This window comes from Pseudomonas sp. Ost2, from assembly GCF_018326065.1.
Lineage (GTDB): Bacteria > Pseudomonadota > Gammaproteobacteria > Pseudomonadales > Pseudomonadaceae > Aquipseudomonas > Aquipseudomonas gingeri.
Genome location: NZ_AP021904.1, coordinates 3,538,277 through 3,559,570 on the forward strand (window position 1 = coordinate 3,538,277; position 21,294 = coordinate 3,559,570).

Sequence of the window (21,294 nt, forward strand, 5' to 3'; positions counted from 1 at the left end):
AACTTTCCTTTTATGAGTCAGGGCCATGGCAGCCGCGGAAACCCGGGGTCCGGTTTTTTTCCTGCGGGAAAAAACCGCCTTTCCTGCCGTCTTCAGCCCCGCTTGCCGACATTGTGTACAATGCCCCCCCAATCAATGACAGGCATGTCGACTATTAATGGGCACGGATAGTCTTCAGGGGAAAGCCCGGATAGAGTTCGTGTCATTAGAGGTTCATTTGGCGAGGTTTGCGATGTCACGCACGATCCGTTTTCACAAGTTTGGTCCGGCCGAGGTGCTCAAATGCGAAGAGCATACGGCCACTCTGCCTGCACCGGGCGAAGTGCAGGTGCGTGTCGAAGCGATTGGCATCAGCTGGTATGACGTCCTCTGGCGGCAGAACCTGGCGTCGTCCCATGCCCGCCTGCCGGCCGGTATCGGTCATGAAATGGCCGGTGTGGTCACGGCCGTCGGTGATGGCGTGGACGATCTGTCGATCGGTGACAAGGTCGCCAGCTTCCCGGCACAGAGCCCCAACGACTACCCGGTATACGGTGAACTGATCGTCCTGCCGCGTTCGGCTCTGACCCGCTACCCGGATGTCCTGACGCCGGTCCAGGCCAGTGTCCACTACACGCCGTTGCTGATCGCCTATTTTGCCTATGTCGACCTGGCGCGGGTCAAGCCGGGGCAGTTTGCCCTGATCACCGACGCCAGCCATTGCGCCGGGCCGTCCTTCGTGCAACTGGGCAAGGCCCTGGGCGTGAAAGTGATCGCCGCGACCAAGACTGCCGAAGAGCGTGATTTCCTGATTGCCCTGGGTGCCGAGAAAGTCATCGTCACCGAAGAGCAGGACCTGCTCATGCAGATCAACAAGTACACCGACGGTCGTGGCGTCGACATGGTCTTCGACGGCCTCGGCGGGCCGCAGATGTCGATGCTCGGCGATGTCCTGGCGCCGCGTGGCAGCCTGGTGCTCTATGGCCTGCAGGGTGGCAACCAGACGCCATTCCCGGCTTGTGCGGCGTTCCAGAAGAACATCCAGTTCTTCGTGCACTGCATCGGCAACTTCACCGGCAAGCCGGAACTGGGCATTGTCCAGGACGAGGCAGCGGTGCAACGGGCACTGCGGGACATCAACCAATTGACGGCGGACCGTGTCCTGCCGCCGCTGGAAATCCGCGCTTTTCCTTTCGACGAGTTTGTCGAGGCGCATCGTTACATGGACGCTTGTCCATGCCGTGGACGGGTGGCATTGCAGGTCGATCCCGCCTGATTCAACCCGCGCAATCATCAAGCCCCGTATCAGTCGACTGATACGGGGCTTTTTATTTTGTCCAACAAATTATTGAACTTTTTGTACGAAAGTTGCCGGTGGAAATTGAGTCTTTCACCAACTGAACCGGTTTTTTTCCAAATTCTGTATCTGTTAATCGCCCTGTAAGCACTGATAATTAACGGGTAACTTTCAGCTCAAGGAATGAGTCATGGTCGAGTTTCAGTTGTTGTACCGGTGCGATGCAGTTGCACAAGCTTCAGTCAGGGCGTTCGCGGGGAGTTGGCGCAAACAAGGGGGCTCACGGTGAGGGGCTCTTTCTCATTGAATTTGTTTGTGTGATCAATAGTTGTAGGTAAGTGTAAGAACATTCCTAGGAAGTTCTTATCGCCGCAAGGATCTCCCAAAGTTGACCGGCAATCAGTGACTCAGGTCACACTCACCTATCCTTGCTGTGGATGTTACAGGTCTGGGGTAATACTCTTGTTGTGGTTCGACCTGTTCGATAGCGGACGGCGAATACGCTCCTGAACATAGCACGCGTTGATAATGACGAGCGCCGGTTGCCCGACACTGAACCCAATCCAGGTGTAAAGGCTATGAGCTCTATTCACGAGCAGGCAATGAACTATGTATATCAACAGGTTCTACAGCGGTTGATGAGTTACTTCAGCCGTGCCGAACGTATCGCACTGCAGTTGTTGATCCAGCGCTTGATCGTGGCCGCGGGCGGCATCGAGCGTATCGGTGAGTTCAAGGTCATGGTGCCCCATGGTGGCGGCAAGGACAGCAGTTATACGCTGGCTTTCCTGCGTGCCGCCCAGTTGAGCATCGCCGGGCGTTCGCCGGCCACGTTCAACCTGCGTATCGCCACCCTGCGTCACGCCGGCGTGACCGCCACCGTCATGAACAATATCCATCGCGGCTACTGCGCGCTGTTCGTCTATGACGACCCGCGCGTGGAACTGCTGATGGTGGACAATAAACATGTCCGCCCGTTTCACCATCGCACGCCGATGTCCGATCTCAACTGCGACCTCAACCGGCGCAACCTGCTGATGAACGGTCACCTGACGGCAGGGGATGGCCGGGCGACGTTCTGCAACAGCTGCTACCTGTCGATGGCCGATTTCCATGAGCGTGCCAGTGCCTGGGACAAGGGCATCAGTGCGCTGGTCATCGGCGACCCGCCCCGGGAGCAGAAGCAGTACCTGACCTGGCTGCTGCGCTCGACCGAACGTCCCGACCGCAACCGCCAGGGCGCGGGGCCACTGGAGTTCGACGAGGCCGTGCGGACCTGCAACGAGCTGAGCCTGGAATATTATCGCGAGCTTTACGGCGATACCCCGGCGCAACCGCCGGGACCGGCCATCGGCCACGCCAGCACGCCGATGCTGCTGAGCGTCTATGACCTGGTGGGCAGCAACATCGAGCAACGCTGGCCGTTGCTGACCGAATTCCTCGGTTTCCGCTTCGACGACCTGGCCTTCCACTTCAGCGAGTCGGATTGCGCCAACCCCTTGCTCATGGCGCATATGCGCGGCTTGCAGGCGCAATACGTCCGGGGCCTGAGCTACCAGGCGGGCATCACCGAGTACCTGCAACTGGCCGTGGTGATGATGCGCAAGAAACTCATGTCGGCGCGCCTGATCGAGCAGGCCATGGCCGCCTACGACACCCCGGAAAAACTCCTCAACCGCAGGGCCCTGGCCGGGGTGTACGCCCAGGAAGCCTATGGCCTGCGCGAAGAACAACTGATCTGCCTGCTGTTCGCGCCGTTCGTCAACCAGGGGCGTGGCCTGGAGCTTTTCCTGCGCCACTGCCATCCGGGCATGCTGGTGGCTTTGCCCGACCTGCACCGGGTCTTGTCGGCGCAACCGGGCAACGAACAGATCGAGCAGTGGCTGACCGACGTCAGCGGCCTGACACTCGAACTGCTGCAGGACCTCTATCAGAAGCCCCGGGTCGATTTCAGCACCGCTGTCTCGCTGATTGCCCGGGTGCGGGCCAGCGATCCGGATAAACACCGGGTTGACATCATCAATCCCGACAACGGTGAAGTCTGCAAAGAAGTCCTGTCGGGACGTTAAAAGGATTGGTATTGATAGCTTCAGAAACTTCCGAACCCGGTTCGACCCCCACCGAGCCCGGCGCGGTTCCACGAACGGTCAGAGGACGCAAGCACTCGGACTTCGCCTATCAGTCGGTCTACCGCTACCTGGTCAGCCTGATCAACGAGGTGGAAACCGATGCCCGGGTCAAGCTGCCCTCGTTGCGGCACCTGGCCGAACGGCTGAACGTGTCGATTTCGACCATCCAGTACGCCTACTCCTTGCTGGAGAAGGAGGGCCGGGTCTATTCCCAGGCCAAGTCGGGCTATTACGCGCTGCCGGTTTCCAGCAACGCGTTCGTCAGCGGCGGTGCCGACCTGCTGGAGCAGATGTATGTGCATTCGCGTCGCCCCGGCACGCTGGTGCTGGGCAGCGATGAACCGGCCTTGCTGTTGTCGCTGGACAATCCGCTGTTGCTGCTGGAACGGGAACTGGTGCGCCAGTATCCCCGACAGCAGCAGCCGCAGTTCCAGCCGTTTGGCGAGCTGGAACTGCGCACGGCACTGGCGGTGCGCTACACCACCTCGGCGCAGCGCTACTGGCATGCCGACGACGTCTATATCGGCGCCGACCTGCGCAGTGTGCTGGAAACCCTGATGGCGGCGCTGTCCCTGAAGCAGGCGACGGTACTGGTGGAATCGCCTTGCGACTGGGTGATCCTGCGGTTGTTGCAGGCCGGCGGGGTGAATGTGATCGAATTGCCCCTGGATGGGCAGGGCGCCTTTGACCTGGCGGGACTTGAACACCTGCTGCGCACGCAGTCGGTCAAGCTGCTGCTGATGTCTTCGCGGATCAATATGCCCCACGGCAGCCTGATGCCCCTGGAGCAGCGCCAGCAGATCGCCCGGTTGCTGGAGCATTTCGGTGTCTGGCTGCTGGAGAACGACAGCCATGGCGAACTGGCCTTCCAGGCCGGGGGCGTGTGCATGCGTGATCTGGTCGACCCGGATCGCCTGCTGGTGTTCGCCAGTTTCGAGCGCTTCATGGGGTGCGAAGCGCCATTCGGCTACCTGTTGTCCCGGCATCTCGGCGTTGAGTTGCAGCGGCATTTCCTGCTGCGCTCGTTCCGCATGTCGCCGACGCGGCAGAAGGCGATTGCCCGCTTGTACAGCAGCGGGCGTATCGACCAGCACCTGGCCACGCTGCGGCGGTTGCTCAACGAACGCATGCTGCAGGTCAGCCAGCTGTTGCGCGAGCGCCTGGCCGACAGCCTGGACTTCATCCCGCCCCAGGGCGGTGCGACCGTCTGGGCCCGGGCCACGCGCTCGACGGACATGCGCAAGGTGTTCGAGCGCTTGCTGGAGCAGAAGATCGTCATGGCCCCCGGCGAATTGTTCAGCCTGCACGGGCTGCACCGCGATTGCCTGCGCCTGAGCACCACTTCCAACGGTCATCGCCATCTGGAGCAGGCCCTGGGGACGTTGGCCGATGCCTTGCGCCTGGAGTCGAGCTCCTGACCTAGACGCCCGACAGGCCTTTTGTCCAATTGTGTTTGCCAGGCGCGGGGAGGGCTGTTATCTGTATGCATAACCAGCATTCGATAACCGTGGTCCTTCCCGCCCGTGACAACTCAGCCCCTCGACGATCCGTTTTATTACCTGAACAACTTCCAGCGTGTGCTCGACTGGCTGGCCCAGCGTTATGCCGACCTGCTGAGCGAGCAGGAGCAGGCGTTCATCGACGAGTTCTCGCGCTTGCCCAAGGCTTCCCGGGCCCTGTTGGTGCGCATGGTGATGCGCAAGGGCGAGCACTTTCGCGCCAGCAAGCTGAACTATGGGGAAATCGGCGGCAGCGACGCGGCGGTGTTGCCCCTGCTGGCCCTGGGTTGGGTCCGCGACGATAGCCCGTTGACGCTGGACGCCTTGTTCGCGGTACTGCAGAAGGCCGAGGTCGTGCAGGCCTTCGCGACCGTCATCACGCAACCCAAGGCCAGGAAGGGTGACCTGCGGGAGGCCCTTGCCGCGCGGTTCGCCGACGAGCAACGGTCGTTCGCCCAATGGTGCCCGCAACTCCCCGACCGGCTCTACAGCCTGCAGGTCATGGCGCTGTGCGACCGCCTGCGGCTGATGTTCTTCGGCAATCTCTATCAGGACTGGTCGGAATTCGTGCTGGCCGACCTGGGCATCTTCAGCTATGAAAAGGTCGAGTTCTGCGCCGAGTCCCGTGGCTTGCGCAGCCGTGCCGACGTGGACGGCTACCTGCACCTGCATACGGCCCGCGAGGCCCTGGAGGCGGGAGTGGAGATTCCCCGGGTGCTGGCGCATATCCGGCAGTTGCAGACCGACAACCCCTGGCTGGAGCGGCGGCGGGGCAAGCTGCTGTTTCAGCTGGGACAATACAGCGAGCGCCTGGAGGATCTGTCCGGCGCCCTGGCGATCTACGGCGGGTGCCAGTACCCCGGCGCGCGCCTGCGCAGCATCCGGGTGCTGGAACGCCTCGGCGAGCATGAGCAGGCCATGGCGCTGGCCGGCGCGGCCGAGGCGGCGCCGGAAAGTGCCGAGGAACAACAGCACCTGCAACGGATCCTGCCACGGCTGCGACGCCGGCTCGGGCTGCCGGCGCTGGCGCGCCAGGCGCCGACGCCGGTGACACGGCTGGATTTCAGCCTGGTCCATGAACCGGATGAATCGGTCGAGCAGCGGGTGGCCCGGCACCTGCACGAAGCGCAGGCACCGGTGTACTTCGTGGAAAATACCCTGATCAACTCATTGTTCGGCCTGCTGTGCTGGCCGGCGATCTTCGCGCCGCTGCCGGGCGCGTTTTTCCATCCGTTCCAGAGCGGGCCGGCCGACCTGCACAGCGAAGATTTCCACCAGCGCCGGGCCGAGCTGTTTGCCCAATGCCTGGAGCAACTGACGGACCAGCGCTACAAACAGACCATTCGCAGCACCTTTGTCGCCAAATGGGGGCTGCAATCGCCCTTTGTCTTCTGGAACGTGCTGACCGGGGAGTTGCTGGAGCAGGCCCTGGAATGCCTGCCGGCGATTCACCTGAAACACTGGTTCGAACGCCTGCTGCTGGATATCAGGGCCAACCGTGCCGGCATGCCCGACCTGATCCAGTTCTGGCCGGCGCAGAAGACCTATCGGATGATCGAGGTGAAAGGGCCGGGCGATCGCCTGCAGGACAACCAGCTGCGCTGGCTGGAATTCTGCCACCAGCACCAGATGCCGGTCGCCGTGTGCCATGTGCAATGGTCGGAGCCGGTCACTTGAGCTACAGCGTTGCCGTGCGCGCCCTGTGCGAATTCACCGCCAAGACCGGCGACCTGGACCTGCGCTTCACCCCGTCGCCGACCGCCCTGGAGGGCATCGTCGGGCATCGCACCGTGGCTGCGCGCCGCAGCGAGGGCTATCGGGCCGAACTGGCGCTGGAAGGGCATTACCTGGGTCTGCGGGTCAGGGGTCGGGCCGATGGCTATGAGCCGACGCAAAACCAGCTGGAGGAAATCAAGACCTATCGCGGCGATCTCGCCAGCCAGCCGGCCAACCATCGCCAGTTGCACTGGGCACAGGCGCGGATCTACGGCTGGCTGGCCTGCGAGCACCTGCAGTTGGCCGAAATCAACCTGGCGCTGGTGTATTTCGACATTCTCAGCGAAAAGGAGACCCTGCTGCGCGAAACCTGGACGGCGGCTGACCTCAAGGTCTTTTTCGAGCGACAGTGCTCGCTGTTCCTGCACTGGGCCGACCAGGAAACGGCCCATCGCAGTGCCCGTGACCAGGCGGCGCAGGCGCTGGTGTTCCCCCATGGCGATTTCCGCCCCGGCCAGCGCAGCCTGGCGGAAACGGTGTACAAGGCGGTGAGCACCGGTCGCTGCCTGATGGCCCAGGCCCCGACCGGTATCGGCAAGACCATCGGCACGCTGTTTCCCATGCTCAAGGCCCTGGCGCCACAGCAACTGGACAAGGTGTTTTTCCTGACGGCCAAGACCCCGGGGCGCCAGCTTGCCCTCGATGCGGCGCGGGTCCTGCACGACAGCAGTCCCGGCCTGCCGCTGCGGGTGCTGGAACTGGTGGCCCGGGACAAGGCCTGCGAACATCCGGACAAGGCCTGTCATGGTGATGCCTGCCCACTGGCGCGGGGTTTCTACGATCGTTTGCCGGCCGCGCGCCAGGCCGCGGCCGCCGTGGCGCTGCTCGATCGCCAGGCCCTGCGGGAGATCGCCCTGGCCCACGGCATCTGCCCGTATTACCTGAGCCAGGAAATGGCGCGCTGGGCCGACTGGGTGGTCGCCGACTACAACTACTACTTCGACTTCAGCGCACTGCTGTTCGGCCTGGCCCAGGCCAACCAGTGGCGGGTGGCGACGCTGGTGGACGAGGCGCACAACCTGGTGGAGCGCGGGCGTCAGATGTACAGCGCCAGCCTGGACCAGTACCACCTCGGCCAGTTGCGTCAGAACGCGCCGGAGCCCCTGAAGAAATCGCTGCAACGGCTCAACCGCGAGTGGAATGCCCTGCACAAGGAGCAGGTCGCGACCTACCAGGCCAGTGCCCAGGCTCCGACCCGGCTGCTGCAGGCGATGTCCCTGTGTATCTCGGCCATGGGCGACTACCTCAACGAACACCCGCAAGGGGTGGATGCCGAACTCCAGGCGTTCTACTTCGACCTCCTGCAATTCACCCGGGTCGGGGAGCTGTTCGACGAGCATTTCATTTTCGATATCAGCCTGCGTGAGCACGGCCGGCGACGCCTGTCGCAGCTGTGCCTGCGCAATGTCGTGCCGGCCGCCTTCATCCGCCCACGGCTGACTGCCGCCCGCAGCAGCGTGCTGTTTTCCGCGACCCTGAGCCCCAGGCATTATTACGCCGACCTGCTGGGGCTGCCGGCCGATACCGCATGGATCGATGTCGAGTCACCGTTCCGGCGCGACCAGCTTGAACTGCGGGTCGTCAGCGAGATATCCACGCGCTTCGTCCATCGCCAGGCCTCCCTGGCGCCCATCGTCGAGTTGCTGGCCGGGCAGTTCGCGCAGCGCCCCGGTAACTACCTGGCGTTCTTCAGCAGCTTCGACTACCTGCAGCAGGTGGTGCAGTTGCTGGCCGAGCGGCACCCGCGAATTCCGCTCTGGCAACAGGAACGGCGCATGGAGGAGGGCCAGCGCCAGGCCTTTCTCGAACAATTCACCGAGCACAGCCAGGGCATCGGCTTCGCGGTACTGGGCGGGGCCTTCGGCGAGGGCATCGACTTGCCCGGACAGCGCCTGATCGGCGCCTTTATCGCGACCCTGGGCCTGCCGCAACTGAATCCGGTCAATGAACAGATCAAGCAGCGCATGGCGGCGCTGTTCGGCTCCGGGTATGACTACACCTACCTGTACCCCGGGCTGCAGAAAGTCGTGCAGGCGGCGGGGCGGGTTATCCGCAGCCAGCAGGATCGCGGCGTGGTGATGCTGATCGACGACCGTTTCGCCGAGGCCGGGGTCCGCCAGTTGTTACCGCGCTGGTGGCAGGCCTGACAGCTGCGTCGCGCGGGCACGTGCCTGACGGTCGGTGTCCTCGATGGCCTCGAGGCTGTCGCAGGCCACCGAGGCGGTCTGTTCCAGGGTTTGCGAGACCACGCGGGTGATATCGTTGAAGGTCAGCGCACCCGCGAGAAAAGCCGCCACCGCCACTTCATTGGCGGCATTGAGCACCACGCTGAGTGCACAACCGTCCCGCGCCACCTCCAGGGCCAGGCGCAGGCAGGGGAATCGCACCAGGTCCGGGCGGGCAAAGACCAGCGGCTCGCAACGCGTCAGGTCCAGCGGGTCGACGCCGGAGTCGATACGCCGTGGATAGGCCAGGGCCTGGGCGATAGGCGTGCGCATATCGGGATTGCCCAGTTGCGCCAGTACCGACTGGTCGGCATACACCACCATCGAGTGCACGATGCTTTGCGGATGAATCAGCACCTCGATCCGCTCGGCGGGCATAGCGAACAGCCAGCGTGCCTCGATCACCTCCAGCCCCTTGTTCATCATGGTCGCGCAGTCCACCGAGATCTTGCGCCCCATGCGCCACTTCGGATGGGCGCAGGCCTGGTCGGGGGTGACGCTGTCCAGGGTTTCCAGCGGCCGGGTCAGGAAAGGCCCGCCGGAAGCGGTGAGGATCAGGCGTTCGGGACGGACTTCGGGGTGGCTCGACAGGCATTGGAAGATGGCATTGTGTTCGCTGTCGACCGGCAGCAGTTGCGCTGTCGACGCGGCGACACTCGCCATCAACAGCGCGCCGGACATCACCAGTGCTTCCTTGTTGGCCAGGAGGATGCGCTTGCCGGCCTTGGCGGCGGCCAGCGTCGGGGCCAACCCGGCGCCACCGACAATGGCTGCGACCACGGTGTCGCATTGGCTGGCCCGGGCCACGTCGACCAGCGCCTGCGGCCCATGCAGCACCTCGGTGTCCTGCCCCAGCGCCAGCAGCCACGCCGACAGGCGCGCGGCCGCGGCTTCATCGGCAACGACGGCGACCTCGGGCCTGAAGGCCAGGCACAGCCGGCACAGCTTGTCGATATTGTGATGCGCGGTCAGGGCGAACACGGAAAAGTGCTCGGGATGCCGCGCCACCAGGTCCAGGGTACTGTCGCCGATGGAGCCGGTGGCTCCCAGGAGTGCAAGACGTTGCGGCATGATCAGGACTCCTGATGGCCTTGGGATAGTAACGGCCGGATAGGCGGGTCCAGGCGGTATTGCCATGCACCCAGTCGATGGTGCCTTGGACCAGGGTCTTTTCCTGCGGGGTGCAATGAGGCGAAGCCTGGATGCTCCGAGCCAGGTCGGACATGGTCGCCAGGCCTTGTCGATACAGATCGACCGCGGCGAGGAACGCATCCTCCAGGAGCAGCTGCCGTTCCTGCTGGAGCACCGCCACCAGATTCAGCGGGTCGTGACTGGCGGTCTCCTTGGTGTACGAGTGCAGATCGTTGACCCAAGCGGTCAGTTGTGCGCAGTGTTCGCGGAACGCGATCAGCGGCGCGCGAAGCGGCAAGGGCAGAGGGTTCATTTCCAGCAGGATCAGATCAAACACCGGGAGTGCGCCGATGGACCAGGTGCGTAGTCGGATATAAGCGTCCAGGGTCGGGCAGAGCCCCGATTGGCGGTAGGGCAGTTCAAACAGGCAACCGCTGAAATAGGCCCCCATGCTCTGCGCGAACAGCCTTTGCCAAAGAGGTTGGCCCAGTGCTGAAAAACGTGCGTTCAGGTCCGCCAATGCGCCGTGGAATGGCAAAGGCTCAAGGAGAGGCGGTTGCCCGGTCCTGAGGGTTTCCATGCAACTGTCGAAAACCCGTGCCATCGTGATGGCCTCCTGGCCCTCGCCATATTGGTCGTCGAAGAGAAATAACCAGCCGATCAATTCCGCACCCAGGATTACCTTTTCTGGCGGAGCGTGGGGATAGGTATGCCCGGCGAATGCGCCGCACTTGATCCGCTTGAAGCGCTCGAGTGCTTCATCCCCCCTGGCCAGGCGGAAACGCTGCACCCAGCGCAGGGCCTCGACCTCAGCCAAAGGCGCATGGGGATTGACCCGCACTTCGTCGTGGGGAAGGGTCTCGATCACCTGCTGCAGGTGTCGCGGTAATGTCGAGCGTGAGCCTGGCATGGTGAGGGTCCCGGTCGTGCGGTGATTCACAGCACACGTACTCTGCCCAGATGCGCCAGGAGTTCGTCCAGCTGTCGCCGTGCAGACTCCTGCCGGCCATAGCGAGCAGCGACATAGGCCTCAAGCAGTTGGATGAAGTCCTGGGCGATACCTGGCCCCTTGAGTGTCAACACGCGTTCGCCGTCAATGTAGACGGGAGCCGAAGGGTGTTCTCCGGCACCGGGCAGCGAGACGCCGATATCCGCCAGGCGGCTTTCGCCCGGACCGTTCACTACGCAGCCCATGACGGCGACATGCATCTGCTCGACCCCGTGGAATCGGGATTTCCAGAGGGGCATCTGCGTTACCAGATGATGTTCGATCTGTTGAGCCAGCCGCTGGAAGAAATCACTGGTGGTGCGCCCACAGCCGGGACAGGCGACTACGGTCGGGGTGAACGCCCGTAAGCCCATGGTCTGCAGGATCTGCTGGGCGACCTGCACCTCGCGGGTGCGGTCCCCGCCGGGTTCGGGGGTGAGGGAAATCCGCAGCGTGTCGCCGATGCCTTCCTGGAGCAGCACCGCCAGGGCGGTGGAGGAGGCGACGATCCCCTTCGAGCCCATGCCGGCTTCGGTCAGGCCCAGGTGCAGGGGGAAGTCGCAACGGGCGGCGAGGTCGCGGTACACGGCAATCAGGTCCTGGACATGGCTGACCTTGGCCGACAGCACGATCCGCTCCGCCGGCAGGCCGACGGCAATGGCCCGTTGCGCATTCTCCAGCGCCGACACCACCAGCGCTTCGCGCATCACCGCGTCGGCGGCCAGCGGTTCGGCCAGTGCCGCATTGCTGTCCATCATGCGCGCCAGCAGGTCCGGATCGAGACTGCCCCAGTTGACCCCGATGCGCACCGGTTTGTCGTAGCGGCAGGCGATTTCGATCATCTCGCAGAACTGCTCGTCGCGACGGGCGCCCTTGCCGACATTGCCGGGGTTGATCCGGTACTTGTCCAGGGCTTGCGCGCACTCGGGATAGGTTGCCAGCAGGCGGTGGCCGTTGAAATGAAAGTCACCCACCAGCGGCACCCCGATCTGCCGGGCATCGAGCAAATCGCGGATCTTCGCCACCTGGGACGCCGCTTCATGGCCGTTCACTGTGATGCGCACGAGTTCGGCGCCGGCCAGGGCCAACTGTTCGACCTGGGCGGCGGTGGCCCGGGCATCGGCGGTATCGGTATTGGTCATGGCCTGGACCACGATCGGGCTGGCGCTGCCCAGGCTGACCGGTCCGATGACGACCTGGCGGGTCTGGCGGCGGGTGATCAGGGGATTCATCGACGAGCCTCCTCGGTGAAGCACGGGGCGTTGTAGCGGGGAACTTCCAGTGACCAGTCGAGATTGCCGCTCATCCAGCTTTCCAGCGTATCGGCATAACACTCGATCGCCTGGCGTTCGAGATCGGTATGGCGCTGCTGATCGAGAAACGCTGGCAGCCGTTCCCGCGCCTGCTCGAACGTCCGGACACGGGAAGTCACCAGGCCATTGACGAACGCCATGGCCTCGCGGACCGACAGGCCCAGGTGATGCCGGCAGACCACCACATAATTGTTGATTTCATCGAAACGGCTTTCCTTGGCATAGGAAAAAATATCATTGACCAGGACCAGCACGTCGCTGGTGCTCTGTTGCAAGGCTTGGAAAGGCCGGGTACGGCAGAAGGCCTCGGGCAATTCGGCATGGTTGGCATATTCGCCGGCGCTGAACATCAACTGGCTGGCGCCGGTATAGCGCCGGACCAGGGCGAAGGCCAGCAGGTCTGGCACCTCGCCAGCGGCGCGGATCTCGACTTCTTTCAGGACCGCATCGAAGTAGGCCCGGATCTCGCCGAGGAAACGTCGCTGCCCGGCGGTACTCAGGCCGCGCCGGATCGAGCCGATCAGGGCGCACCCGGCCAGCTCCAGGCCCGGTTTGGCGGCGGGCGCCAGCGGGTCTTGCGCCAGCTGCGAAAACAGGCGTTCCAGCAGGGCCTCGGTCGCGATCACATGATGGTTCAGTTCCCCCTGGTCGAGGGCATCGTCGAGCAGGAAAAGCCAGCTCATCAGACTGATCATGTGTTCCAGCCCGGTGGCATCCACATCAGGGAAAACCCTGGCGTTCAGTTCGCCGAAGCGCCCGCTGTCCAGTACCTGGCGTGTCGCGGGGTCGATCAGGCCCATCGACTCCAGCCAGGTATCGGAGGCTCGGCTGGCAGGGTCCAGATGCGGGTTGATCCGCGAGGCAAAGGGCAGGTGAATCGGTGGTCGATCGAATGCAGGGATCATGTCGGCTCCTATGCCCCGATGGTTTAGCGGCTGCGGGCGATCAGCCCGTCCGGCAGATTGAATTGCACCCGTTCCTCGCGGCCGGGCAGGGTAGCGATCGTCAGCGGTGCCAGCTTGCCGAGGGCGGCAATCACGTCCTCGACCAGCGCCTCGGGCGTCGAGGCCCCTGCGGTGATCCCGACGGTCTCGATTTCGCGAAACCACTGCCGGTCCAGTTCGCTGCCATCGGCCACCCGGTAGGCCGGCACGCCGGTCTCACCGGCAAGCGTGTGCAAGGTCACGGTATTGGCGCTGTTCGCCGCGCCCACCACCAGCACCAGGTCGACACCCTGGCTGAGACTGCGCAAGGCGCTCTGGCGGTTCTGCACGGCGTAGCAGATATCGCGGGTATCCGGGCCGACGATGCCCGGGTAGCGCCGTTGCAGGGCCTGGACCACGGCGCGGGTGTCATCGACGCTGAGGGTGGTCTGGGTGATATAGGCCATTGGCGTCTGTGCCGGAAAGTCCAGGTCCCGCACCTGCGCCACATCACGCACGACCACCACCGGCGCGGGAATCTGCCCGAGAATGCCGACCACCTCGGGATGCCCGGCTTCACCGACCAGGATCACCTGATAGCCTCTGGCGGCATACTGGCGGCCCTGGTGATGCACCTTGGTGACCAGCGGGCAGGTGGCGTCGAGGACCCGCAACTGACGCTGGCGCGCGGCATCTTCGACGACCCTGGCCACGCCATGGGCGCTGAACACGGTGATGGCGTCGACCGGTATTTCATCCAGCTCGTCGACGAAGATCGCTCCCCTGGCCTTGAGGTTGTCGACCACATGACGGTTGTGGACGATCTCATGTCGCACATAGACCGGGGCGCCATACTGTTCCAGCGCCAGCTCGACGATCTCGATCGCCCGTACCACGCCGGCGCAAAAGCCCCGGGGTTGGGCCAGGATGACGTTCACCGGCGACCTCCTGTCATCAGCTGTCGACGGGACTCGCCGCGCACCAGGGCCACCTGCCCGGAGAAAACCCGGATAGCCGCGACAATTCCTCCCGCATCCAGGCCGCAGGCACTCAGCAGTTGCTCCGGTGCGCCATGCTCGATGAACTGATCGTCGAACCCCAGTTGCAGGACCTGGTTGGAAAACATCGAAACGGCCAGATGTTCCAGGCACGCGGCACCGGCGCCGCCCTTCACACAGCCTTCTTCAACCGTCACCAGCACATCGTGGTTGCAGGCCAGGGCTTCTATCAGGTCGACATCCAGGGGTTTGACGTAACGCATGTTCGCCACCGTCGCATCCAGGACCTCGGCGGCCTCGAGACTGGGCAGCAGCATGGAGCCGAAGGCGAGGATGGCGATTCGCAGACCCTGGGTTTGCGCAGACTGGCGACGGATTTCACCGCGACCCAGGGGCAGCGTGTGCAACTCGACCTGCGGTGGAGTGCCGTTGCCGGCGCCGCGAGGATAACGCACTGCCACCGGGCCGTTCTGCAGCAGGGCGGTGTGCAGCATCTGCCGGCATTCGTTTTCGTCCGCCGGCGCCATGATGACCAGGTTGGGCACGCAGCGCAGGTAGGCGATATCGAACGCCCCGGTGTGGGTGGCACCGTCCGCCCCGACAATGCCGGCACGGTCGATGGCGAGCAGCACCGGCAGGTTCTGGATGGCGATATCGTGGATCAACTGGTCATAGGCGCGCTGGAGGAAGGTCGAGTAGATGGCGACCACCGGCTTCAGGCCCTCGGTGGCAAGGCCCGCGGCAAAGGTCAGGGCGTGCTGCTCGGCGATCCCGACATCGAAGTAGCGGTCGGGGAAACGCCGTTCGAACTCCACCAGGCCCGAACCTTCACGCATGGCCGGGGTAATCGCGACGACGCGCGGGTCGAGCGCGGCCTCATCGCACAGCCAGTTGCCAAAGACCTGGGTGTAGCTCTGCCGGCCGGCTGCCACGGGCTGGATACCCTGTTCCGGATTGAATTTCCCGGGCCCGTGATACAGCACCGGATCGAGGGCCGCCGGGCTGTAGCCATGGCCCTTCTCGGTGACGATATGCAGCAACTGCGGGCCGCGCCGGCTTTTCAGGGCCTGCAACGCCGGAATCAGCTCGCCCAGATCATGCCCGTCGACGGGACCGGTGTAATGGAAGCCCAGGGCTTCGAACAGCGTCGCCGACAATTTCTGCCCGGTGAGCTGTGCTGCGAATGCGGGGACGGAGCCTTCGCCTGCCGCCGTTTCCTCGCGCAGGATGCGCTTGATGGCGGCCCTGGCCGAAGGCGTGCAGCGATGGGCGGTGAGTCTTCCCAGGTAGTGGCGCAACGCGCCGACGGCGGGGGAGATCGACATATCGTTGTCGTTGAGGATCACCAGGAACGGCAGGTCCTGATGCAGGCCGGCGTTGTTCATGGCCTCGTAGGCCATGCCGCCGCTCAGGGCGCCGTCGCCGATGACCGCGATGCCATGCCGGTGCTCGCCTTTGTTGCGCGCCCCCAGGACCATGCCCAGGGCCGCGGAAATCGAAGTGCTGGAGTGAGCGGTGCCGAAGGTGTCGTACTCGGACTCCTGGCGTCGGGGAAAACCGGATATCCCGCCCAGTTGGCGAATGCCAGCCATGGCCTCGCGGCGCCCGGTGAGGATCTTGTGCGGGTAGGACTGGTGCCCGACATCCCAGACGATCCGGTCATGGGGGGTATCGAACACATAGTGCAGGGCAATGGCCAGTTCCACGGTGCCCAGGTTGGCCGACAGATGCCCGCCGGTTCGTGAAACGCTGTGCAGGATAAAGGCTCGCAGCTCATCGGCGACTGTCGACAGCGCCCTGGGATGCAGTGCCCGCAAATCGTCCGGGCTGTCGATGGTGTTCAGTAGCTCGAACATGTCGTGTTCCTCCGTCCCTGGGGCGCCCCGGCAATACCCGGGGTGGGCGCGATCGGCAACAAGGTCGCCCACGCGTCGTGCGCGTAACGTTTCATGAACGGGATCTCTAGAGTGCCAGATGACTGGTCGAGGGGAGCGTGACCGCCAGCTTTTGCCAGGTGCGCAGACTCGCGAGGGTGTAGGTGTCGAAGATCCTGCGGAACCAGACCGTGTACCGCTCCGGGGCGGCGGCAATGCAATGCGGAATCTCGGAGAGGGTCATCCACTCCCAGGACAGGGCTTCATCGGGATTGGCTACGGGCAGGGCATCGCTGATGCCGACGAACAGATGGTCGAATTCATGTTCGATCAGATCGTTCGAGACCTGTTCCCGATAGAGCAGGGACGCCACTTTCTTCAGTGGGCAGGCCAGGCCCATTTCCTCGAACAGACGTCGCTGCGCGGCGGCATGGGTCTGTTCGCCGACGCGCGGATGGCCGCAGCAGGTGTTGGTCCACAGGCCTTGCGAATGGTATTTGCCGAGGGCCCGTTGCTGCAGCAACAAGCGGTCGTAGCCGTCGAAGATGAAGATCGAGAAGGCCCGATGTCGCAAGCCTTGTTGGTGGATGAACAGCTTGTGCGCACTGCCGGTTTCGCAATCATCCTCATCGACCAGAATGAGGGTTTCTTCCATGACGCGGACTCCATGATGTCTTTGTCACTGGACGGAACTGCAGACCAGAATACGTGGGGGGAATTTGGGTTGTCTTGTAACCGTACCCTTAGACAGTAGATCGCGCCTGCCCAAGCGCAAGGGGAGACGGACATTCGGCCTGGCCGTTCGTCACTTCCTTGACTGACAAGAGTTTCACGATCCCCATCGCCGGCAGAAAGCTGCCGTTCAGGTTCATGGGTGCAACCTCGATAGCAGACTAACCTTCAGTGCATCGGGGCGGTGTCCGCTGCGCACGCGCCAGCGAGGCCCCCGGGGAGACAAGAGTGAAGAGCAGCAAGGGAACCTGGATTTTGCTGGTCGTCGTGGCGCTCGCGCTCCTGGCTGGCGGTTGGGCGCTTTATCACGGTTTGCACACGCCCAGGGGCAAACCTCCGTCGCTGGGCGATCCGGTGACGGCCGTCGCCGTCAAGCTGATGGACGTCCCGGTGTATATCGACGCCCTGGGCACGGTGACGCCGACGCGCAGTGTGACGGTGGTCAGCCAGGTATCCGGCATCCTCGCCTCGGCGGACTTCAAGGAGGGCCAGCGGGTGACCAGGGGCCAGGTCGTGGCCCGCATCGACGATCGCGCGCTCAAGGCCCAGTTGGCGCAGGCCAGGGGTGTCCTGGACCACGATCAGGCGGTACTGGTCAACGCCCAGCGTGACCTGGCGCGTTTTCGCGAACTGATCAAGGTCGGCTCGGTCAGCCAGCAGACCCTCGATACCCAGGTCGCCACGGTCCGGGAGCAGCAGGGCACGGTGGCCGCGGATGACGGCGCGGTGCAGAACCTGCAAGTGCAACTGGGCTACTGCACCATCACCTCGCCGGTCGACGGCATCGTCGGCCTGCGCCTGGTGGACCCCGGCAACTTCGTCACCGCCGGCAGCACCACGGGTATTGCCGTGATCACCCAGATGAACCCGGCGACGGTGGTCTTCGCGGTGCCCGAGGACGATCTTGGCGCCATCGACCAGGCCATGGCCAAGGGCACGGTCCAGGTACTGGCCTACGACCGCAACAAGCACGACCTGCTGGCCAGCGGCACCTTGCTGGCCCTGGACAACCAGGTCGATACCAGCACCGGTACCGTCAGGGTCAAGGCGCAGTTCGACGATGCGGGGCACGCGCTGTTTCCCAACCAGTTCGTCAATGCCCGGCTCAAGGCCGACACCCTGCGACAGGTGGCGGTGGTGCCGACCCTGGCGATCCAGCACGGCAGCAAGGGCGATTTCGTCTTTGTGGTGCAGGGCAACAAGGCCAGCCTGCGCACGATCAAGAGCGGGCCGATCAGTGGCGACCTCACGGCGGTCCTGGAAAACGGCGTGAAAGCCGGCGAGCAGGTGATTACCGAAGGCGCGGACAAACTGGACAACGGCTCCACGGTGAAGGTGATCGGCCAGTGAGGGTTTGCCCATGAACATCTCACGTCCCTTTATCGAACGCCCCATCGCGACCACGCTGCTGATGGTCGCCGTTTTCCTCATCGGGCTGCTCGGCTACCACTTCCTGTCGGTCTCGGCGCTGCCGGAAGTCGACTACCCGACCATCCAGGTCTTCACCCAGTACCCGGGCGCCAGCCCGGACGTGATCAGTTCCTCGATCACCGCACCGCTGGAGCGCCAGTTCGGCGAAATGCCCGGCCTCAAGTCGATGAGCTCCACCAGCTCCGACGGGGCTTCGGTGATTACCCTGCAATTCGACCTGGCGCTGTCGCTGGATATCGCCGAGCAGGAAGTGCAGGCCTCGATCAACGCCGCCGGCACCTTCCTGCCGGCCAACCTGCCGTATCCACCGGTGTACAGCAAGGTCAATCCGGCCGATGCCCCGGTCCTGACACTGTCGCTGACCTCCGACGTGCTGCCGCTGACCAGGATCGAGGACCTGGCCGATACCCGCCTGGCCCAGAAGATTTCGCAGATCTCCGGCGTCGGCCTGGTCACCATCAGCGGCGGCCAGCGCCCGGCGGTGCGGATCGAGGCCAATACCTCGGCGCTCAATAGCCTCGGCCTGTCGCTGGAGGACCTGCGCAGTTCACTCGGCACGGCCAACGTCAACCAGGCCAAGGGCAATATCGACGGCAAGTTCCAGGCGTACTCCATCGGTGCCAACGACCAGTTGCAGTCAGCCGACGAGTACCGCGACCTGGTGATCGGCTACAAGAACGGCGCGCCGATCCGCCTGGCACAGATCGCCCGTTCGGTCCAGGGCGCGGAAAATCCCCGGCAGGCGGCCTGGACCGACGCCACACCGTCGATCGTGCTGAACATCCAGCGCCAGCCGGGGGCCAACGTGATCCAGGTGGTCGACCGGGTCCAGCAACTGCTGCCCAAGCTGCGTGCCAGCCTGCCAGGCACGTTGAAAGTCAGCGTGCTGACCGACCGTACCCAGACCATTCGCGCCTCGGTCACCGATGTCCAGTACGAGCTGGCGGTCGCGGTGGTCCTGGTGGTGCTGGTGATCTTCCTGTTCCTGCGCAATGTCCCGGCCACGGTGATTCCCGCCGTCACCGTGCCCCTGACCCTGGTCGGCACCCTGGCGGTGGCCTACGCGCTGGGCTTTTCCCTGAACAATCTGACGCTGATGGCGCTGACCATCGCCATCGGCTTCGTGGTCGACGACGCCATCGTCATGATCGAGAACATCACCCGTTACCTGGAGGCGGGCGACACGCCGTTGCAGGCGGCGCTCAAGGGCTCGGCGCAGATCGGCTTCACCATCGTCTCGCTGTCGGTGGCGCTGATCGCGGTGATGATCCCGCTGCTGTTCATGGGCGATGTGGTCGGCCGGCTGTTTCGCGAATTTGCCATGACGGTGGCGGTGACCATCGTGATCTCCGCGGTGATTTCCCTGACCCTGACGCCAATGATGTGTTCGCGCATGCTGCGCAACCACCCGGGAGAACGCCGCCCGGACTTTTTCGACCGGATCAATGGCTATTACGTCCGCGGCCTGGACTGGGTATTGCTGCACCGCACCCTGACCCTGCTGTCCATCGTGTTTACCGCGTTGCTGACCTTGCTGATCATCGTGATCATGCCCAAGGGCTTTTTCCCCGAGCAGGACACCGGGCTGATCCAGGGGATTTCCCAGGGTTCGCCGACCGTGTCGTTCCAGCAGATGCAGGCGCAGCAGCAGAAGCTGGCCGCGCGCATCCTCAAGGACCCGGCGGTGGCGAGCCTGTCGTCCTTTGTCGGCATCGACCAGACCAACCCGACCATCAACCAGGGCAACCTGCTGATCAATCTCAAGGACCGCGACCAGCGCGACAGCGCGGCGGCGGTGATCCGCCGACTGTCCGACGCCAATGCCGACGATTCCGGGGTACGCCTGTACCTGCACAGCGTGCAGGATCTGACCCTCGATGCGACGGTATCGACCACCAGCTATCGCCTTGGCCTGCAGGCCACCGACCCGCAGGTGCTGGAGGAGTGGACCGCCAGGCTGCTGGCGGCCATCGGCAAGGACCCGCTGTTCAGCGATGTGCAAAGCCAGGCGCTGCAGTTCGGCAACCAGATCCAGATCAGCATCGACCGCGCCACGGCCTCGCGGCTGGGGGTGACACCGCAGGCCATCGACGATGTGCTGTATGACGCCTTCGGCCAACGCCAGGTCTCGACCATCTACACCCAGCTCAACCAGTACCATGTGGTGATGGCCAGCGACCGGCCGCCGCGCAATCTCGCCGACCTGCTGACCGGGCTGTATGTCACCACCAGCAGTGGCGCGGTCGCGCCCCTGGCGAGCATGGCCACCCAGCAGGTGATCCGCACGCCGATCACCATCAACCGGCTGGGCCAGTTCCCCTATGCCGACATTTCGTTCAACCTGGCTCCCGGACAGACCCTGGGCGCGGCGGTGACGCGCCTGGCGCGGATCGAACAGGATGTCGGCCTGCCCGTAACGGTCCAGGCCAATCTCGAAGGCGCGGCGGCGACCTTCCAGTCCTCGCTGTCGAACCAGGTGTTCCTGGTGCTGGCGGCGATTGTCGTGGTCTACCTGATGCTGGGCATACTCTACGAAAGCTTCGTGCACCCTGTGACGATCCTCTCGACCCTGCTTTCGGCGGCCCTGGGTGCCTTGCTGGCCCTGCTGGTGACGGGCACCCAGTTCGACATCATCGGCCTGATCGGCATCGTCCTGCTGATCGGTATCGTCATGAAGAACGGCATCATGATGGTCGACTTCGCCCTGGAGTTGCAGCGCAAGGACGGACTGGACCCGGTGGCGGCGATTCGCCAGGCGGCGGAACTGCGCTTCCGGCCGATCCTGATGACCTCCATGGCATCGCTGTTCGGCGCGGTGCCGCTGGCCCTGGGTAGCGGCATCGGTTCGGAACTGCGCCATCCGCTGGGCATCGCGATCATCGGCGGGCTGCTGCTCAGCCAGTTGCTGACGCTGTTTTCGACGCCGGTGATTTTCCTGGCGATGAACCAGCTGGAACGGCGTTTCGGCAAGCGCCAGCCTGTAGTCGAGGGCTGACCGC

At 64.0% G+C, this 21,294-nt stretch carries 15 protein-coding genes; 7 read left to right on the forward strand and 8 right to left on the reverse strand.

Features of this window, described 5'->3' with window-relative positions; translation table 11 throughout:
• Window positions 1–232: 232 nt before the first annotated feature.
• The 5 genes from KI243_RS15650 to KI243_RS15670 all read left to right on the forward strand — a co-directional run bounded on the left by KI243_RS15650 (window position 233) and on the right by KI243_RS15670 (window position 8,827).
• Window positions 233–1,255 (forward strand): zinc-dependent alcohol dehydrogenase family protein, encoded by a 1,023-nt coding sequence (locus KI243_RS15650; protein ID WP_017127248.1) that lies wholly within the window; start codon window positions 233–235, stop codon window positions 1,253–1,255.
• Window positions 1,256–1,854: 599 nt separating this feature from the next.
• Window positions 1,855–3,345, forward strand: coding sequence for a hypothetical protein (locus tag KI243_RS15655; RefSeq protein ID WP_212811118.1), 1,491 nt, complete (start codon window positions 1,855–1,857; stop codon window positions 3,343–3,345).
• Window positions 3,346–3,473: 128 nt separating this feature from the next.
• On the forward strand, window positions 3,474–4,823 hold the full coding sequence (locus KI243_RS15660; RefSeq protein ID WP_244861898.1) for a PLP-dependent aminotransferase family protein: 1,350 nt from the start codon (window positions 3,474–3,476) through the stop codon (window positions 4,821–4,823).
• 105 nt (window positions 4,824–4,928) lie between these two features.
• Entirely contained in the window at window positions 4,929–6,581 is a 1,653-nt protein-coding gene (locus KI243_RS15665) for a VRR-NUC domain-containing protein (protein ID WP_212811120.1), read from the forward strand.
• The gene (locus KI243_RS15670; protein ID WP_212811121.1) at window positions 6,578–8,827 is read left to right on the forward strand and encodes an ATP-dependent DNA helicase; all 2,250 of its coding nucleotides are present in this window, start codon (window positions 6,578–6,580) and stop codon (window positions 8,825–8,827) included. Before KI243_RS15665 ends, KI243_RS15670 begins: the two co-directional genes overlap by 4 nt.
• Here KI243_RS15670 and KI243_RS15675 read toward each other — a convergent pair.
• The 8 genes from KI243_RS15675 to KI243_RS33080 all read right to left on the reverse strand — a co-directional run bounded on the left by KI243_RS15675 (window position 8,804) and on the right by KI243_RS33080 (window position 17,004).
• Window positions 8,804–9,916 carry a 1-deoxy-D-xylulose-5-phosphate reductoisomerase gene (locus KI243_RS15675; RefSeq protein WP_244861899.1) on the reverse strand — a complete coding sequence of 371 codons (1,113 nt, stop codon included), beginning with the start codon at window positions 9,914–9,916 and terminating at the stop codon, window positions 8,804–8,806. The two genes, KI243_RS15670 and KI243_RS15675, sit on opposite strands and share 24 nt — an antisense overlap.
• Window positions 9,798–10,946: a hypothetical protein gene (locus KI243_RS32890; protein WP_244861872.1), complete on the reverse strand. Its 1,149-nt coding sequence runs from the start codon at window positions 10,944–10,946 to the stop codon at window positions 9,798–9,800. Before KI243_RS32890 ends, KI243_RS15675 begins: the two co-directional genes overlap by 119 nt.
• A gap of 26 nt (window positions 10,947–10,972) precedes the next feature.
• A complete protein-coding gene (gene ispG, locus KI243_RS15680; protein WP_212811122.1) occupies window positions 10,973–12,256 on the reverse strand; it encodes a flavodoxin-dependent (E)-4-hydroxy-3-methylbut-2-enyl-diphosphate synthase in 1,284 nt (427 codons plus the stop codon).
• Entirely contained in the window at window positions 12,253–13,242 is a 990-nt protein-coding gene (locus KI243_RS15685; RefSeq protein ID WP_212811123.1) for a hypothetical protein, read from the reverse strand. Before KI243_RS15685 ends, ispG begins: the two co-directional genes overlap by 4 nt.
• Window positions 13,243–13,265: 23 nt before the next feature.
• Complete coding sequence (gene ispH, locus KI243_RS15690; RefSeq protein WP_212811124.1) at window positions 13,266–14,198, reverse strand: 4-hydroxy-3-methylbut-2-enyl diphosphate reductase; 933 nt, start codon at window positions 14,196–14,198, stop codon at window positions 13,266–13,268.
• Window positions 14,195–16,114: a 1-deoxy-D-xylulose-5-phosphate synthase gene (gene dxs, locus KI243_RS15695; protein ID WP_177082400.1), complete on the reverse strand. Its 1,920-nt coding sequence runs from the start codon at window positions 16,112–16,114 to the stop codon at window positions 14,195–14,197. Before dxs ends, ispH begins: the two co-directional genes overlap by 4 nt.
• Window positions 16,115–16,220: 106 nt before the next feature.
• The gene (idi, locus tag KI243_RS15700) at window positions 16,221–16,787 is read right to left on the reverse strand and encodes an isopentenyl-diphosphate Delta-isomerase (RefSeq protein ID WP_017127237.1); all 567 of its coding nucleotides are present in this window, start codon (window positions 16,785–16,787) and stop codon (window positions 16,221–16,223) included.
• A gap of 88 nt (window positions 16,788–16,875) precedes the next feature.
• On the reverse strand, window positions 16,876–17,004 hold the full coding sequence (locus tag KI243_RS33080; protein ID WP_256260468.1) for a hypothetical protein: 129 nt from the start codon (window positions 17,002–17,004) through the stop codon (window positions 16,876–16,878).
• Between the two features lie 88 nt (window positions 17,005–17,092).
• Between KI243_RS33080 and KI243_RS15705 the strand changes: the two genes are divergently transcribed.
• Both KI243_RS15705 and KI243_RS15710 read left to right on the forward strand, forming a co-directional pair.
• Window positions 17,093–18,214 (forward strand): efflux RND transporter periplasmic adaptor subunit, encoded by a 1,122-nt coding sequence (locus tag KI243_RS15705; protein WP_244861873.1) that lies wholly within the window; start codon window positions 17,093–17,095, stop codon window positions 18,212–18,214.
• A 10-nt stretch (window positions 18,215–18,224) separates the two neighbouring features.
• Complete coding sequence (locus KI243_RS15710; RefSeq protein WP_212811125.1) at window positions 18,225–21,290, forward strand: efflux RND transporter permease subunit; 3,066 nt, start codon at window positions 18,225–18,227, stop codon at window positions 21,288–21,290.
• Window positions 21,291–21,294 lie beyond the last annotated feature (4 nt).